This window comes from Mycolicibacterium chlorophenolicum (assembly GCF_001044235.1).
GTDB lineage: Bacteria > Actinomycetota > Actinomycetes > Mycobacteriales > Mycobacteriaceae > Mycobacterium > Mycobacterium chlorophenolicum.
The window spans coordinates 31,821-47,401 of the sequence record NZ_JYNL01000001.1 but is presented as its reverse complement, the minus strand read 5'-3'; the positions used below and the strand labels follow the sequence as shown (position 1 = coordinate 47,401).

Below are 15,581 nucleotides of genomic sequence, written 5' to 3'. Positions count from 1 at the left end.
ACCGACGTGTGGGCGCGATCGTGCGTGTGCACGGCACCGCAACGTCGATCTCGACGATGGAGAAAGAAGTCAGGCGTCGGTGCGGACGACGCGCACGACGTTGACGAACTTGCGGCCACGCTTGGTGCCGAATTCGACAGCGCCGGGGGCGGTCGCGAACAGCGTGTCGTCGCCACCGCGGCCGACGTTCACACCGGGATGGAAGTGGGTGCCGCGCTGCCGCACCAGGATCTCGCCGGCCTTGACGACCTGACCGCCGAACCGCTTCACGCCGAGCCGCTGGGCGGCGGAGTCGCGCCCGTTGCGTGAGCTGGAAGCGCCCTTCTTGTGTGCCATGTCTGTCGCTCCCGTCCCTACTTGATGCCGGTGACCTTGAGGACCGTCAGCTGCTGACGGTGCCCCTGGCGCTTGTGATAGCCGGTCTTGTTCTTGAACTTGTGGATGCGGATCTTCGGGCCCTTGGTGTGCTCGAGCACCTCGCCGGTGACCGCGACCTTCTCCAACGCCTTGGCGTCGGTGGTCACGTTGGCGCCGTCCACGACCAGTGCGACGGGCAGCGACACGGTGCCGCCGGGCTCGACGTCGAGCTTCTCCACCTTGACGATGTCACCGGCGGCGACCTTGTACTGCTTGCCACCGGTCTTGACGATCGCGTACGTGGCTGTTTGCGCTGCCATCGTTGGTCATCCTCTACTTCGCGTGCGGGCGCGCATCACCCGAGGGTGTGCGTGCGGGTCTGGGTGCGGGATCTGCAGTCCCTGCCCCGGGCCCGCCGTGGGCAGGCCCTGGAGACAACTGGTCAAGGGTACGTGACCAGCGGGGAGAGGGTCAAACCGCTCAGTCCTGGCTGGGTGGACCGGCAGGTCGTGCCGCGGCCCGCCGGCGCTGGCGGACCGGAGCGGCGACGACAGGCGCAGGCTCGTCGTCCTCGTCCGAGTCGTCCTCGTCCTCGTCGTCGTCCTCATCCTCGTCATCGTCGTCCTCGTCCGAATCGTCGTCGTCCGAGTCATCGGAGTCGTCGATGACCTCGATGTCGTCGTCGATGTCGTCGTCCTCGTCGTCCGAGTCGAGATCGATCTCCTCGGAGTCCTCATCGTCGTCCGAGTCGTCGTCGTCCGAGTCGTCGTCGTCCGAGTCCTCGTCGTCCTCGAACTCGTCGTCGGTGTCGTCGTCGTCGTCGGTGATTCCCCGGCGCACGGTGCCCGGCTCCAGCTCGACGGTCTCGTCGACGACGTCGGTCGACTCCTCGTCGTGCTCGTCGCCGTCGTCCTCGTGCTTGCCGTTGGCCGCGGCCATCGCCTTGAACATCGGGTGCTCGCCGGGCAGGTGCGCCGGCACCTTGGCCACCTGCACCTCCTGCTCGCGGGCGCCGCCGCGCTTGCCGCGCTTGCCGCGGCGGCCACCGCCGCCACCACCGCCGCCGCCATTGCTGCCCGGCTCGGACTTGCGCCCGTTGCCGGATGCGGAGTCCACCGGGTCACCGTGCAGGACGATGCCGCGGCCCCCGCAGTGCGTGCACGACGTCGAGAACGCCTCGATGAGGCCGGTGCCCAACTTCTTGCGGGTCAGCTGCACCAGACCCAGCGACGTCACCTCGGAGACCTGGTGGCGGGTGCGGTCCCGGGCCAGCGCCTCGGTGAGCCGGCGCAGCACCAGGTCACGGTTGGACTCCAGCACCATGTCGATGAAGTCGATCACCACGATGCCGCCGATGTCGCGCAGCCGCAGTTGGCGCACGATCTCCTCGGCTGCCTCGAGGTTGTTGCGGGTGACCGTCTGTTCGAGGTTGCCGCCCGAGCCGGTGAACTTGCCGGTGTTGACGTCGACGACGGTCATGGCCTCGGTGCGGTCGATCACCAGGGTGCCGCCCGACGGCAGCCACACCTTGCGGTCCAGCGCCTTGGCCAGTTGTTCGTCGATGCGGTGCACGGCGAACACGTCGGGCCCGTCGGAGCCGGCGGGCTCGTATTTCGTCATCCGCGGCAGCAGTTCGGGCGCCACCGCGGTCACGTAGTCGTTGATGGTGTTCCACGCGTCGTCGCCCGACACGATGAGGCCGGAGAAGTCCTCGTTGAACAGGTCGCGGATCACCTTGACCAGCACATCGGGCTCTTCGTAGAGGGCCACCGCGGCGCCGGCCTTCTTCGCGGTGATCTCGGCGGCCTTGGCCTCGATCTCGTTCCACCGACCCTGCAGGCGCTCGACGTCGCTGCGGATGTCGTCTTCCTTGACGCCCTCGGACGCGGTCCGGATGATCACGCCCGCATCGGAGGGAACGACCTCGCGCAGGATCTCCTTCAGGCGCTGCCGCTCGGTGTCGGGCAGCTTGCGGCTGATGCCCGTCGACGACGCGCCGGGCACGTACACCAGGTAGCGGCCCGCCAGCGACACCTGCGTGGTGAGGCGGGCGCCCTTGTGTCCGACCGGGTCCTTGCTGACCTGCACGACGACGTAGTCGCCGGGCTTGAGGGCCTGCTCGATCTTGCGCTGGGCGCCGCCGAGGCCGGCGGCCTCCCAGTTCACCTCACCGGCGTAGAGCACACCGTTGCGGCCGCGGCCGATGTCGACGAACGCCGCCTCCATCGAGGGCAGCACGTTCTGCACGATGCCGAGATAGATGTTGCCCACCAGCGACGCCGACGCTGCCGACGTCACGAAGTGTTCGACGACCACACCGTCCTCGAGCACCGCGATCTGCGTGTAGCGGGCGCCTTCGTGCGGGGGCTCGGTGCGGACCTTGTCGCGGACCACCATGGTGCGTTCGACGGCCTCGCGCCGGGCGAGGAACTCGGCCTCGCTGAGGATCGGCGGGCGGCGACGGCCGGCGTCGCGACCGTCCCTACGGCGCTGGCGCTTGGCCTCGAGCCGGGTCGAGCCGCTGATGCCCTGGATCTCGGAGTCGCTGGAGCTCTTGTTGCCCTTGCCCGACTGCCGGGGCTCGCGTTCGTGCACGACGGTGTTGGGCGGATCGTCGGGCGAGGCGTCGCCGTCGTCGCCCGAGCCGGACTTGCGGCGCCGCCGCCGGCGCCGGCGGCGGTTGCCGCCCTCCCCGCCGTTGCCGTCGTCCTCGGCGTTGTCCTCGTCGGACTCCTCACCGTTCTCGGAGGTCTCGCCCGCGTCGGCGGACTGGTCCTCGTCGTCGGCGTTGGCGTCGTCGCCGTTCTGCTCGCCCCGCCCGCGGCCGCGGCCGCGACGGCCGCGACGACGGCGCTTGGCCGACGGACGTTCGGACTGCTCCTCGTCGGAGTCCGTCTCGGTGTCGTCCTCGTCGTCGTCGGTGTCGTCGTCGTCGCTCTCGTCGCCGGCGTCGGTGTCCGGCACGAGACGCACCGGCTGCGGCGCGACGAACAGCGGCAGATAGTCGGCGGGCTCGGCCTCTGCAGGGGCGGGAGTCTCCAGGATCAGCCGCGACTCGGGCTCTTCTTCCGGCGCGGCCTCGGGCTCAGGGGCCTCGGCGACGTCGGTGACGTCGGCCGCGGGGACAGCGATCTCGGGTTCGGGGGCGGGGGCCGCGGGGGCCTCGGGCGCCGGTTCGGCGAGCGCCTCGCGCACCCGGTCGGCCTCTTCGCGGCCGATGGTGGAGTGCGCGCTGCGGGTGCGGCCGTCGAGTTCGACCAGCGCGTCGATGATGCGCCTGCTGGTGGTGCCGAGCACCCGGGCCAGGGAGTGAACCCTCAGCCGTTCGGGCGGTGGGGCCGCCGCCTCACCGGTCGAGCCAGCGGTCTGCTGGGGCTCTTCCGGGAGAGCGTGGGCGGGATCGTGCAGATTCTCATTGTCGGCCACGTATTCTCCTCAAGCCCCCGGGCGCGTCGTTGCTGACGCGGCCACGCGAGGGCTTTTGACTATTGCGCCCGGGCCAGTCACTCCCGAACTGTTGTTGGTCTCGCTCCGAGTGATCCCGGAGGATCGGTCTCGGTGCCGGTCTGAATGATGGCTGGACGGTCGGCGCCACACCGTGGGTAACGATGGTCGCAGTCGTCGAAGTCTTCATCCGGATGACCAACCCGGGTTGTCAGGCCGGTCACCCGGCCCCAGTATCCCACATCACTGCGGGTGGACCCGAAACGCGGCGTCAGCGGGTCGGCGCGCCGCTCAGCGGCCGGGGAACCAGAGCTCGATCTCGCGGGCTGCCGACTCGGCCGAGTCGGATCCGTGGACCAGGTTGTACTGCGTCTCCAGGCCGAGGTCACCGCGGATCGTGCCGGGGACGGCCTTCTCCACGGGATCGGTGCCACCGGCCAGCTGACGGAACGCCGCCACCGCCCGCGGGCCCTCGAGGATGGCCGCGACCACGGGCCCGGAGGTGATGAATTCCAGCAGTGACCCGAAGAACGGTTTGCCGTCGTGCTCGGCGTAGTGGGCGCGCGCCAGCTCGTCGTCGACGTTCTTCAGTTCCAGCGCGGCGACGGTCAGCCCCTTGGCTTCGATCCGGCTGATGATCTCCCCGACGAGGCGGCGCTGCACGCCGTCGGGCTTGATGAGGACGAGGGTTCGCTCAGACACGGCCGACAGCCTACAGTCGGGCGACGATCAAGCGGCGAGGGACGAGCCGCGTTGAGGAGCCCGACCTCTTGGCACAGTCGGGCGACGATCAAGCGGCGAGGGACGAGCCGCGTTGAGGAGCCCGACCTCTTGGCACAGTCGGGCGACTACTCGGGATCGGGCTGCTGACCCGGGAGAAGGCCGCGCTTCTGCCGGCGGAGCACCTCGGCACGCAGGTACGCGATCAGCAGCCACACGACGAGGAACAGCAGACCGATGAACCCGACTCCCGGGTAGATGAGCCAGCCGGCGACCAGCAGCAGCTGCACGCCCACGTTCGCCCAGATCGCCCAGGGTCGGCGCTGCACGCCCGCCATCAGGATCAGCACCACCGCCACCCCGACCACATACGCCGTGGACGCCGCCGTCAGGCCTCCGCCGACCGCGCCGATGACCGGGAGCGCGAGCAGCACGACGATGGCTTCGAGGATCAGCGTGCCGGCCATGACGCCGCGGAAGCTCTTCCACGGATCGGGCGGTGCGGCAGGCGTGCTCATGCCGGGTCCTTGCCGAACAGGGTGCGCGCGACCCCGGCGGTGACGACCGAACCGGTGATGACGATGCCGGCACCGCTCATGCCGCCGGCGCCGTCGACGTCACCGCCCGACTCCTCCACCAGCGCGGTGGCCGTCTCGATCGCGTCGGGCAGCGTGGCCGCGGCGACGACGCGCTCGGGACCGAAGATCTCCTCGGCCTTGACCGTCAGCGCCTCGACCTCCAGCGCCCGAGGGGAACCGTTGGTGGTCACCACGATCTGATCGAACACCGGCTCCAGCGCGGCCAGGATGCCGTCGGTGTCCTTGTCCGCCATCACCGAGACGACGCCGACCAGGAACCGGAAGTCGAACTCGTCGGTCAACGCCGACGCCAGCGCCGCAGCGCCGGCCGGGTTGTGCGCGGCGTCGATGAACACCGTCGGCGCGTTGCGCATCCGCTCCAGCCGGCCGGGCGAGGTCACCGCCGCGAAGCCGGCCCGCACGGCGTCGACGTCGAGTTGGCGCTGCGCCCCGGCGCCGAAGAACGCCTCGACGGCGGCCAGCGCCAGCACGGCGTTGTGGGCCTGGTGCTCGCCGTGCAGCGGAAGGAAGATGTCGGAATACACCCCGCCGAGGCCCTGCAGCTCGAGCATCTGCCCGCCGATCGCGACCTGGCGGCCCAGCACCGTGAACTCGGCGTCCTCGCGGGCGACCGCGGCGTCGGCGCGCACCGCGGCCGCGAGCAGCACCTCCATGGCCTCGGGAGCCTGGCGGGCGATCACCGCGACGGTGTCGGTGGGCACCAGGTCGTCGGCCTGCCGGGTGATGATCCCGGCCTTCTCGCCGGCGATCTCGGCGATCGTGTCGCCGAGGTAGTCGGTGTGGTCCATGCCGATCGGGGTGATCACGGCGACGGGTGCGTTGACCACGTTCGTGGCGTCCCACCGTCCGCCGAGGCCGACCTCGACGACGGCGACGTCGATCGGTGCGTCGGCGAACGCGGCGAACGCCATCGCGGTCACCACCTCGAACTTGCTGCAGCGCGGGCCTCCGGCGGCCTCCGACTTCCGGTCGACGAGCTCGACGAAGGGCTCGACCTCCCGGTAGGTGTCCACATAGGTGGCCGGGCTGATCGGTCTGCCGTCGATCGAGATGCGTTCGACCGCGGACTGCAGGTGCGGGCTGGTGGTGCGGCCGGTGCGGCGGTGCAGCGCGGTCAGCAGCGCATCGACCATGCGCGCCACCGAGGTCTTGCCGTTGGTGCCGGCGATGTGGATCGACGGGTAGCCCCGCTGCGGGGAGCCCAGCAGTTCCAGCAGCGCCGCGATGCGGGCCGTGCTGGGCTCGATCTTGGTCTCCGGCCAGCGCTGGTCGAGCAGGTGCTCGACCTGCAGAAGCGCTGCGATCTCGTCGGGTGCCGGTTCGGGGGAACTCACGTCAGGGCAGCCAGCCGTGCCGTGATCCGCTCCACTTCCTCTGCGGCGAGATCGCGCCGCGCCCGGATCTTGTCGACGACCTCGGCGGGGGCCTTGGCCAGGAAGGCGTCGTTGCCCAGCTTGGCCGAGGTGCCCGACAACTCCTTCTGCGCGGCGGCCAGATCCTTCTCCAGCCGGCGCCGCTCGGCCTCGACGTCGACGGTGCCCGACGTGTCGACCTCCACCAGCACGGTGCCGCCGGAGAGCCGGACCTCCACCGACGCCGAGGCCGCGAAGCCCTCGGCCGGCGGGGTGAGCCAGGCCAGCGCGGTCACCGCGGGCACGTGGGCGTCCAGGTTCGCGGCGTCGATGCCCGACAGCCGCGCCGGCACCTTCTGCCGGTCGGCCAGCCCCTGGTCGCTGCGGAACCGGCGCACCTCGGTGATCAGCTTCTGCATGTCGGCGATCCGCTGCGCCGCGGCGGCGTCGACGGGAATCCCACTGGCGGTGGGCCATTCGGCGATCACCAGCGACTCCCCACCGGTGAGCGTCTTCCAGAGCACCTCGGTGACGAACGGCATCACCGGGTGCAGCAGCTTGAGCAGCGTGTCGAGCACCGCGGCGAGCACCGCGGTTGTGTGGGAAACACCCTCGCCGAGTTGCACTTTGGCGAGTTCGACGTACCAGTCACAGAACTCGTCCCAGGCGAAGTGGTAGAGCGCCTCGCAGGCCCGGTTGAACTCGTAGCCGTCCAGTGCCGAATCCACTTCGGCGCGAACCTCTTCGAGGCGGCCGAGGATCCACCTGTCGGCGTCGGTCAGCGCCTGCGGCGGCGGCAGCGGCGCCGGGCTGGCGCCGTTGAGCAATGCGAACCGGGTGGCGTTGAACAGTTTGGTGGCGAAGTTGCGCGAGGCGCGGGCGTGGTCCTCGCCGATCGCCAGGTCGCCGCCCGGGCTGGCGCCCCGGGCGAGGGTGAAGCGCAGCGCGTCGGCGCCGAACGTCTCCACCCAGTCCAGCGGATCGATGCCGTTGCCCCGCGACTTGCTCATCTTGCGGCCGAACTCGTCGCGGATCAGGCCGTGCAGGAACACATTCCGGAACGGGACCTGCGGCCCACGGGCTCCGTTGCCGGTGATCGCGGCATCGTCGGCGACGAAGGTGCCGAACATCATCATCCGGGCCACCCAGAAGAACAGGATGTCGTAGCCGGTCACCAGCACGGTGGTCGGATAGAACTTCTCCAGCTCGGGGGTGTGGTCGGGCCAGCCCATCGTGGAGAACGGCCACAGCGCCGAGCTGAACCACGTGTCGAGGACGTCGCTGTCCTGTTCCCAGCCCTCCGGCGGCGTCTCGTCGGGCCCGACGCACACGGTCTGACCGTCGGGGCCGTGCCAGATCGGGATGCGGTGGCCCCACCACAGCTGCCGGGAGATGCACCAGTCGTGCATGTTGTCGACCCAGGCGAACCACCGCGGCTCCAGGCTGGCCGGATGGATGACGGTGTCGCCGTTGCGGACCGCGTCACCGGCGGCCTTGGCCAGCGACTCGACCTTCACCCACCACTGCAGGCTCAGCCGCGGCTCGATCGGTTCGCCGCTGCGCTCGGAGTGGCCGACGCTGTGCAGATAGGGACGCTTCTCGGCGACGATGCGGCCCTGCTCGGCCAGCGCCTCGCGCACCGCGACGCGGGCCTCGAAACGGTCCATGCCGTCGAACCGCGTTCCCGTGTCGGCGATCCGGCCCTTGGTGTCGAGCATCGACGGCATCGGCAGCTGGTGCCGCAGGCCGATCTCGAAGTCGTTCGGGTCGTGTGCCGGGGTGACTTTGACTGCGCCCGTGCCGAATTCGGGGTCGACGTGGTGGTCGGCGACCACGATGATCTGACGGTCCAGGAACGGGTGGGGCAGTGTCGTACCGACGAGGTCGCGGTAGCGGTCGTCGTCGGGGTGCACGGCGATCGCGGTGTCGCCCAGCATCGTCTCCAGACGCGTGGTGGCCACCACCAGGTGCGGCTCGTCGTCGGACATCGACCCGTACCGGAACGAGACCAGTTCGCCTTCGATGTCTTCGTACTTGACCTCCAGGTCGGAGATCGCCGTCTCGAGCACCGGGGACCAGTTCACCAATCGCTCGGCCTGATAGATCAGCCCGGCATCGAACAGCCGCTTGAAGATGGTGCGCACCGCACGCGAGAGCCCCTCGTCCATGGTGAACCGGTCGCGGCTCCAGTCGACGCCGTCACCGAGGCGGCGCATCTGGCCGCCGATGGTGCCGCCGGATTCGCGCTTCCAGTCCCACACCTTCTCGACGAACAGCTCGCGACCGAAGTCCTCTTTGGTCTTGCCGTCGACGGCGAGCTGCTTCTCCACCACCGTCTGGGTGGCGATGCCCGCGTGGTCCATGCCGGGCAGCCACAGCACCTCGTAGCCCTGCATCCGCTTGCGGCGGGTCAGCGCGTCCATCAGCGTGTGGTCCAGCGCGTGACCCATGTGCAGGCTGCCGGTGACGTTCGGCGGGGGCAGCACGATCGAGTAGGGGGGCTTCCCGCTGGCCGGGTCGGCGGTGAAATAGCCGGCCTTCACCCAGCCTACGTAGAGATCACTCTCGACCGCCCCGGGGTCCCACGACTTGGGCAGGGCGTCGAGCCCGGAGGGTCCGGTGGGGGCGAGCGGCTGGGAGGTCACCGAGCCATTCTAGGAAGACGCTGCGAGCTACTTCTTCCCGCCCAGAAGCCCGCCGAGGATGTCACCCAGCCCGCCGGCCTTGTCGCCGCCCAACACGGAGCCCAGGATGCTGCCGAGCGGGTTGTTGCCGCCGGGTGCGGTGCCCCCACCGAGGATGCTGCCCAGGACGTCGCCGATGCCGCCGCTGCCGGTCTGCCCGGGGACCTGCTGGGCCTGACCACCGGTGAGCCTCTTGCCGATGTAGGCGAGCACGATCGGCGCCAGGATCGGCAGCAGTTTCTGGATCAGGTCGCTGTTGCCTGCTCCGCCGCCGGACAGCGCGGAGGCCACCTGTCCGGTGTCGTTGCCGCCGAAGATCTTCGCGACCGCGCGGGACCCGTCGGCTTCGTCGACCTGATCGACGCTGACTCCCCCGTCGAGCAGGCCGCTGCTGGCATGCGAACTGGCCGCCGAGGCGATGCTGTCGGCGGCGCCGGGATCTTCGGCGTTGTGCCGCAGGCCGCCGACGAGGACCGGAACCAGCGTCTTGACGGCGCTGTCGACCTCGCTCTCGTCGACACCCAGTCTGCCGGCGATCTGCTGGACCGGGATCTGGCTGTACAGGTCATCGAGGCTGCTCATGAGCGTCACAGTAGACCCGGCCCGGGCGGTTCGACCCGCGTTCGGTCAGGCCAGTTTGGTGACGTCCAGCGAGACCCCGGCGGCCGGGAAGCGGGCCAGCAGCGCATCGCCCATCGCGGCCGCGGGTGTCAGCACGCCGTGCAGGTCGGGCAGCGCGTCGCGGTCGAGGGCCAGAGCCAGGCCGCTCTCCCCCAGCAGGACCGAGGTGGCCTTGTAGCCGGGGTCGCCCTTCTGCGACATCCGGGCGACATAGCGCGCCCCGGTCGTCGTCGTGGTGTAGGTCTCCACGGTGTAGTGGCCGTTTTCGCGGGTCTGCTCGCTCGGACCGGTGCCCGGCTTGGGCAGGATCCGCTCGAGGGCCCCGCGGGGCACCCGGTTGAGGAACCGGCCGCCGAGCTCGACGGCCGCCACGTTGCCGCCGGTGGCCATCGCCGCGGCCACCGGCGCGAGCACCGACTTGCCCAGGCTCATCTGCTCGGCGTAGCAGAACCGCCGGCCGTAGGCGTAGTCCAGCAGCGCGTTGCTGCGCCGGACGATGCGCGAGTTCGGGATCGCCATCGCGAACGCGCCCACCCAGTAGCCGTCGAGTTCCGGGGCGATCTCGCGCCCGCGGCGCCACCGGGCGTCGGACTGGCCGCCGAGTTCGGGCTCGGCGCCCCGGTCCGGGGACAGCGTGTAGGGATCGTTGAGCAGCCGGCGCGCCTCGGGATCGGTGGCCGCCTCCCTCGCCAGCTCGGTCATCGAGGCGATGGTGCCGCCCGACATCCCGCCGGCGAAGCTCCGCACGACGTAGTTGGTGTCGCCCAGCGCGCCGGCGCCGTCCCGTTCGGCCTGCCGGTACAGCGCGAACACCGTCATGTCCGACGGGATGGAGTCGAATCCGCAGGCGTGCACGATGCGGGCCCCGGTGTCGACGGCCTGCTTGTGGTGCAGGTCGATCGCCTTGCGGACAAACAGCGGCTCACCGGTCAGGTCGGCGTAGTCGGTGCCGGCGGCGGCGCAGGCCGCGACCAGCGGAAGCCCGTACCGCAGGTACGGCCCGACGGTGGTGATGACGACGCGGGTGCTGGCCGCCATGGCCGCCAGCGACGAGGGCTCGGACGCGTCCGCGGTGATCAGCGCCCACGACTGCGCGGCGGGCGGAAGCGTCTCCCGCACCGCGAGCAGGCGCTCCGCCGACCGGCCGGCCAGGGCGATGCGCGCGTCCCCGGCCGCGGTGGCGAGGTACCGGGCGGTCAGCGCGCCGACGAACCCGGTAGCGCCGTACAGGACGATGTCGTACTCGCGATCCGATGCGCTCATGAAATCCGACGCTACCCGAGCGTCTCCGGCAGGTCCGTGTCCTGGCCGAGCACATGACGGGCCAGGAATGCGGTCACCACCTGGTACCAGATCTTGGCGTGCGACGGGCTGAGCACCCAGTGGTTCTCCGTCGGGAAGTAGAGGAAACGGTGCTCGGTGCTGCCGTCTGCGGCGGCGGGCAGCGCCGAGGCGCTGAGCAGTTCGTACCACAGCCGCAGCGCCTCGCCGATCGGCACGCGATAGTCCTTGTCGCCGTGGATCACCAGCATCGGGGTGGCGATCTCGGCGACGAAGCGGTGCGGCGAGTTCGCGGCCGTCATCTCCGGTGTCATCTCCCTGGCCCACCAGTAGCCGCCGTCGGTGGTGGATCCGAACTGGTCGAGCGCCCACAGACTGGCGTGGGTGACGATCGCGGCGAAGCGGTCGGTGTGCCCGGCAATCCAGTTGGCCATGTAGCCGCCGAACGAGCCGCCCATCGCCGCGGTGCGGGTCTCGTCGATCCGCGGGTGTGCACACGCCGCGTCGGTCGCCGCCATCAGATCGGTGTACGGCGCGAATCCCCAGGCGCCCCAGCCACGTTGGATGAACTCCTGACCGTAGCCGGTGGACAGCGCCGGGTCGGGCAACAGCACCGCGTACCCGTGCGCGACCATCAGCCACGGATTCCAGCGCCAGTGCCAGGCGTTCCAGCTCGCCAGCGGGCCACCGTGGATCCACAGCAGCAGGGGCGCGCGGTCGTCCCCGTGGGGCAGCGCCAGCCAGGATCGCACCGGCACCCCGTCGTCGGCGACGGCGGTCAGTTCGGTCAGCGTTCCGGGCAGCTCGGGCAGCGGCACGCAGGGCAGCACCGTCACCGCGCCGTCGGCGTCGATCCGCACCGGGTGCGCCGGAGTGCGGTAGGAGCTACGCAGCGCGAACAGGGTTCCGTCGGCACCGGGATGCGCGTCGGAGTAGGTGAAGTCGTCGTCGACGAGGGTGCGCACGTGAGACGACGCCGGGTCGACGAGGAAGATCGGACCGCGACCGGCCTGGTCGGCCGTCACGATCAGCGACGCGCCATCGGGCGTCCACGTCACCGAGGTAGGCCAGCGGTCCCAGTCATCGGTCAGTTCGATCGGTGATTCGCCGAACCGCGCCAGCCACAGGGTGATTCGCGGGGCATGCGTCGGGGTGGAGAACGTCTCACGGGTGAAGGCCACCGCTGCGCCGTCCGGCGAGATCGCCGGGGAGCCGAGATCGGCGCCGGGATCGTCGACGATCGTCGTGCGCTGTCCTGTCGCGACGTCGACCCGGACCAGGGTGGAGCGCACGGCGGCCCCCGGCGCCGGCACCTGCCACGTCGTCACCACGAACGTTCCGTCGGCGCTGACGTCGAGGTGGGCGTCGCGCAGCGCCCCACCGGGATCCGGGGTGAGATCGCGGGGCCCGTCGACGGTGAACAGGTGCGGCTGGGCGGGACCGAGGTCGTGGTCCCAGTGACGCACCGGGTATCCCGTGTGCAGCACGGCGGAGATCTTCCCCTGCTTGCGGATCTCCCGCAGCCGCCGGTCCTCGTCCATCCCGGCGGCCGACGGCAGCAGTGACGACGCGACCACGGTAAGCGCGCCGGCCCGCGCCGGCACGACCCCGACGACGCCGCCGGGGAACGCGGCGACCTCGACGGCTTCTCCCCCGGCGCCGGGCAGCAGCCACAGCGACGGCGGCGGGTCGTCGTCAGTGCCGGGCCGGGCCGCGCGGAACAGCAGATCGCCGTCCGCGGTGAACGCCGGTGACGATTCCCCCTTGGCGCCGTAGGTGATCCGGCGTGCCGGCGCCTCGCCGGCAGGGTCGAGTTCCCAGATCGCGCTGACGAATTCGGCGCGCTTGTCGTCGAGTTCGCTCACGGTGGTGACCACCCGCGACCCGTCGGGCGCGACGGCCAGCCCCGACCCCCGCGGCAGCGCCAGGAAGCTGTCGAGATCGGCGAAGGGCGTGTCGGGTGACGGGTCGGGGGCCATGCCCACTTCGTAACACAGCCAACCGTTATGGTCAGCCCATGCCAGCGCAGATCATCGTCGTCGGCGCCGGCATCGCGGGTCTGGCGGCCGCCGTGGCGCTACGCGCTGGCGGCCACGAGGTGACCGTTCTGGAGCAGCGCACCGACCTGAGCTCGGGCATGGGGATCAGCATCTGGCCGAACGCGCTGGCCGCTCTGGACGAGATCGGCCTGGGCGACGCGGTGCGGGAGGCGGGCGGCGGGGTGACCGCAGGCGCGATCCGCTGGCGCGACGGCAGGTGGCTGCGGCGGCCGTCGCCGCAGCGCATCGTGACGGCGTTGGGCGAACCGCTGGTGGTGGTGCGCCGCTCGGTGTTGACCGACATCCTGCGCGGCGCGCTCCCGCCGGGGGCCGTGCAGACCGGGTCGACGGCGGCGGCGGTGACCGTCGGTCCGTCGTCGGTGCGGGTCGCCCTCTCCGGCGGGGAGGTGCGTGAGGCCGACGCGGTGATCGGGGCCGACGGCGTCAACTCCCTCATCGCGTCCGTCCTCAACGGGCCGCTGCGGAGCCGCTACGTCGGCTACACGGCGTGGCGGGGGGTGGCCGAGCACCGGCTCGATCCCGAGTTGGCCGGCGAGACGTTCGGTGCCGGGGTGGAGGTGGGCCACGTGCCGCTGGGACCCGACCACACCTACTGGTTCGCGACCGAGCGGGCGCCGGAGGGCGGCCGCTCACCCGGTGGAGAGCACCGCTACCTCACCGCAAAGCTCGCGGACTGGGCGGACCCGATTCCGAAGCTGATCGCCGCGACGGCACCGGAGAACCTGATCCGCAATGATCTCTACGACCGGGCCCAGCCCGAGCACTGGTCGCGCGGGCCGGCGGTGATCGTGGGCGATGCCGCCCATCCGATGCGCCCGCATCTGGGGCAGGGCGGCTGTCAGGGGATCGAGGACGCCGCGATCCTGGCGCGGTGCGTCGCGCTGGCACCTGATGCCGCGACTGCCTTCACCCGCTTCGCCGCCTTTCGCCGACGGCGGGTGCGCACCCTGGTGCTGGAGTCGGCGACGATCGGCCGGATCGTCAATCTGCGCCCGGCCGCGCTCAGCGGTGCGGCCAGCCGGGCCAGCGCGCTGATCCCGGAACGGGTGGTGACCCGTCACCTCGCGTCGATCGCGGCGAGGTCGGCGTTCGTGCTGCCGGACGGCTGAGGCGGGCTCAGCGCGCGGCGCGGGGGGTGAAGATCGCGGTGCACATCTTGCGCAGGTCGACGAAGCCGCCGAACGCCGACGTCGGCAGGTTCGCGCATCCCTTGGCGGTGGCCGGAACGACGCCCGGAACGTTCGCGGCCGGCGTCGGGCTGCCCCACACCTGCGCGGCGCTCATGCCCGCGGCACCGCACTTGGGCCAGGCCTTGAGCCCCTGGGTCTGCAGGACGTTCTCGGCGACGCGGATCTGCTCGGCGCGCGACGCGGTCGCCGGGCTGCCGGTGCCGCCGTTGGCCGACCAGGTGGCCTGCTTGAACTGCAGACCGCCGTAGGCGCCGTTACCGGTGTTGATGGACCAGTTGCCGCCCGATTCGCACTGGGCGATGGCGTCCCAGTTCACCGAGTCGGCGTGGGCGGTCGCGGTGGAGCCGTCCATCGCCATCGGCACGACGGCGAGCGCTCCGGCGATCCCGGCGGCCATCAGGCCCTTGCTGATCATCTTCTGAACGTTCATCTCTGCGGTCCTTCCCCGACCGTTGTGACCCAAGGCCCGCATGTGACGGTGACGCTGTCTCACGCTGCGGCTGTCCGGTCTGTCGGGTGACGCACATCACCTGTTACGGAAGCGATGAAAGTTTTAGTCGTTACTTATCTGGTGTAAGAGGCCTCTGAGAACAACGAGGCGGTACCGGCATCATGCCGGTACCGCCTCGGAAGCAGGTTTGGGGTGGTCAGCCGCGGCGACCGCACACCGGCCAGGCGCCGATGCCCTGCGAGTCCAGCACGTTCTCGGCCACACGGATCTGCTCCTCGCGGCTGGCGTTGTGCGGCGAGCCCGTTCCACCGTTGGCGGTCCAGGTGCTCTGCGTGAACTGCAGGCCGCCGTAGTAGCCGTTGCCGGTGTTGATCGCCCAGTTGCCGCCCGACTCGCACGCTGCGACGGCATCCCAGTTGACGCTGTCCGCATTCGCGGTGCCGGCCCCCAGGATCATCGGTGCCACAGTGAGCGCCCCGGCGATGGTGGCCAGCCCAAACGTTGTGCGGATGTTCTTCAACTTCATTCCTTTCGCCTAGCGCGCGCCGATATCGCCGTGCGAAGACACGGCAGTGCTGCCTGCAAGCAGGCGGGATCTGTCGGGTCGCACCGTCTCGGTCGGGTGCGACTGGGGAGATCGGAGACGACCTCACCGGGATCGACCCGGTGGCCGGCGGAGGCTGATGCGCCTCCCGTGGCCCCACACACACGCTGGTTCGTGGTTTTGAGTTATTTGCTCCGTAAGAAGCTGTTTGGGACCGTACAAACCTGGTTACGCAAAGTCATCTTGATGTCGGCGTGATCGCGGGTAGATCACGGAAC

13 protein-coding genes are annotated in these 15,581 nt (G+C 70.5%); 1 reads left to right on the top strand and 12 read right to left on the bottom strand.

Going from position 1 to position 15,581, the window contains the following annotated elements; genetic code table 11:
- Positions 1-69: 69 nt before the first annotated feature.
- From rpmA to MCHLDSM_RS00145, 10 genes are all read right to left on the bottom strand, one after another.
- Positions 70-336, bottom strand: coding sequence for a 50S ribosomal protein L27 (rpmA, locus tag MCHLDSM_RS00190; RefSeq protein WP_048421410.1), 267 nt, complete (start codon positions 334-336; stop codon positions 70-72).
- 17 nt (positions 337-353) lie between these two features.
- The gene (gene rplU, locus MCHLDSM_RS00185; RefSeq protein WP_048421411.1) at positions 354-677 is read right to left on the bottom strand and encodes a 50S ribosomal protein L21; all 324 of its coding nucleotides are present in this window, start codon (positions 675-677) and stop codon (positions 354-356) included.
- Between the two features lie 160 nt (positions 678-837).
- Entirely contained in the window at positions 838-3,783 is a 2,946-nt protein-coding gene (rne, locus tag MCHLDSM_RS00180; RefSeq protein WP_048468310.1) for a ribonuclease E, read from the bottom strand.
- Between the two features lie 309 nt (positions 3,784-4,092).
- On the bottom strand, positions 4,093-4,503 hold the full coding sequence (gene ndk, locus MCHLDSM_RS00175; protein WP_048468309.1) for a nucleoside-diphosphate kinase: 411 nt from the start codon (positions 4,501-4,503) through the stop codon (positions 4,093-4,095).
- A gap of 146 nt (positions 4,504-4,649) precedes the next feature.
- Entirely contained in the window at positions 4,650-5,039 is a 390-nt protein-coding gene (locus MCHLDSM_RS00170) for a DUF4233 domain-containing protein (protein ID WP_048468308.1), read from the bottom strand.
- Positions 5,036-6,454, bottom strand: a complete 1,419-nt coding sequence (gene folC / locus MCHLDSM_RS00165) for a bifunctional tetrahydrofolate synthase/dihydrofolate synthase (RefSeq protein ID WP_048468307.1) — start codon at positions 6,452-6,454, stop codon at positions 5,036-5,038. The genes MCHLDSM_RS00170 and folC overlap by 4 nt, the downstream gene beginning before the upstream one ends.
- Positions 6,451-9,117, bottom strand: a complete 2,667-nt coding sequence (locus MCHLDSM_RS00160; RefSeq protein WP_048468306.1) for a valine--tRNA ligase — start codon at positions 9,115-9,117, stop codon at positions 6,451-6,453. The genes folC and MCHLDSM_RS00160 overlap by 4 nt, the downstream gene beginning before the upstream one ends.
- A 27-nt stretch (positions 9,118-9,144) precedes the next feature.
- Positions 9,145-9,738, bottom strand: a complete 594-nt coding sequence (locus MCHLDSM_RS00155; protein WP_048421417.1) for a DUF937 domain-containing protein — start codon at positions 9,736-9,738, stop codon at positions 9,145-9,147.
- Between the two features lie 45 nt (positions 9,739-9,783).
- Positions 9,784-11,040 (bottom strand): saccharopine dehydrogenase family protein, encoded by a 1,257-nt coding sequence (locus MCHLDSM_RS00150; RefSeq protein ID WP_048468305.1) that lies wholly within the window; start codon positions 11,038-11,040, stop codon positions 9,784-9,786.
- 11 nt (positions 11,041-11,051) lie between these two features.
- The gene (locus MCHLDSM_RS00145) at positions 11,052-13,037 is read right to left on the bottom strand and encodes a S9 family peptidase (protein ID WP_048468304.1); all 1,986 of its coding nucleotides are present in this window, start codon (positions 13,035-13,037) and stop codon (positions 11,052-11,054) included.
- Positions 13,038-13,075: 38 nt separating this feature from the next.
- Between MCHLDSM_RS00145 and MCHLDSM_RS00140 the strand changes: the two genes are divergently transcribed.
- Complete coding sequence (locus tag MCHLDSM_RS00140) at positions 13,076-14,227, top strand: FAD-dependent oxidoreductase (protein ID WP_048468303.1); 1,152 nt, start codon at positions 13,076-13,078, stop codon at positions 14,225-14,227.
- A gap of 7 nt (positions 14,228-14,234) precedes the next feature.
- On the opposite strand, the gene MCHLDSM_RS00135 is transcribed toward MCHLDSM_RS00140, so the two are convergent.
- Positions 14,235-14,738: a transglycosylase family protein gene (locus tag MCHLDSM_RS00135; RefSeq protein ID WP_048468302.1), complete on the bottom strand. Its 504-nt coding sequence runs from the start codon at positions 14,736-14,738 to the stop codon at positions 14,235-14,237.
- A 217-nt stretch (positions 14,739-14,955) separates the two neighbouring features.
- Entirely contained in the window at positions 14,956-15,279 is a 324-nt protein-coding gene (locus tag MCHLDSM_RS00130) for a transglycosylase family protein (protein WP_048468447.1), read from the bottom strand.
- Between the last annotated feature and the right edge of the window lie 302 nt (positions 15,280-15,581).

What these genes read in the sequence shown, in the direction of transcription:
- rpmA (WP_048421410.1), bottom strand. Translation starts at nt 336, where the DNA reads ATGGCACACAAGAAGGGCGCTTCCAGCTCACGCAACGGGCGCGACTCC.
- rplU (WP_048421411.1), bottom strand. Translation starts at nt 677, where the DNA reads ATGGCAGCGCAAACAGCCACGTACGCGATCGTCAAGACCGGTGGCAAG.
- MCHLDSM_RS00170 (WP_048468308.1), bottom strand. Translation starts at nt 5,039, where the DNA reads ATGAGCACGCCTGCCGCACCGCCCGATCCGTGGAAGAGCTTCCGCGGC.
- MCHLDSM_RS00155 (WP_048421417.1), bottom strand. Translation starts at nt 9,738, where the DNA reads ATGAGCAGCCTCGATGACCTGTACAGCCAGATCCCGGTCCAGCAGATC.
- MCHLDSM_RS00150 (WP_048468305.1), bottom strand. Translation starts at nt 11,040, where the DNA reads ATGAGCGCATCGGATCGCGAGTACGACATCGTCCTGTACGGCGCTACC.
- MCHLDSM_RS00145 (WP_048468304.1), bottom strand. Translation starts at nt 13,037, where the DNA reads ATGGCCCCCGACCCGTCACCCGACACGCCCTTCGCCGATCTCGACAGC.
- MCHLDSM_RS00140 (WP_048468303.1), top strand. Translation starts at nt 13,076, where the DNA reads ATGCCAGCGCAGATCATCGTCGTCGGCGCCGGCATCGCGGGTCTGGCG.
- MCHLDSM_RS00135 (WP_048468302.1), bottom strand. Translation starts at nt 14,738, where the DNA reads ATGAACGTTCAGAAGATGATCAGCAAGGGCCTGATGGCCGCCGGGATC.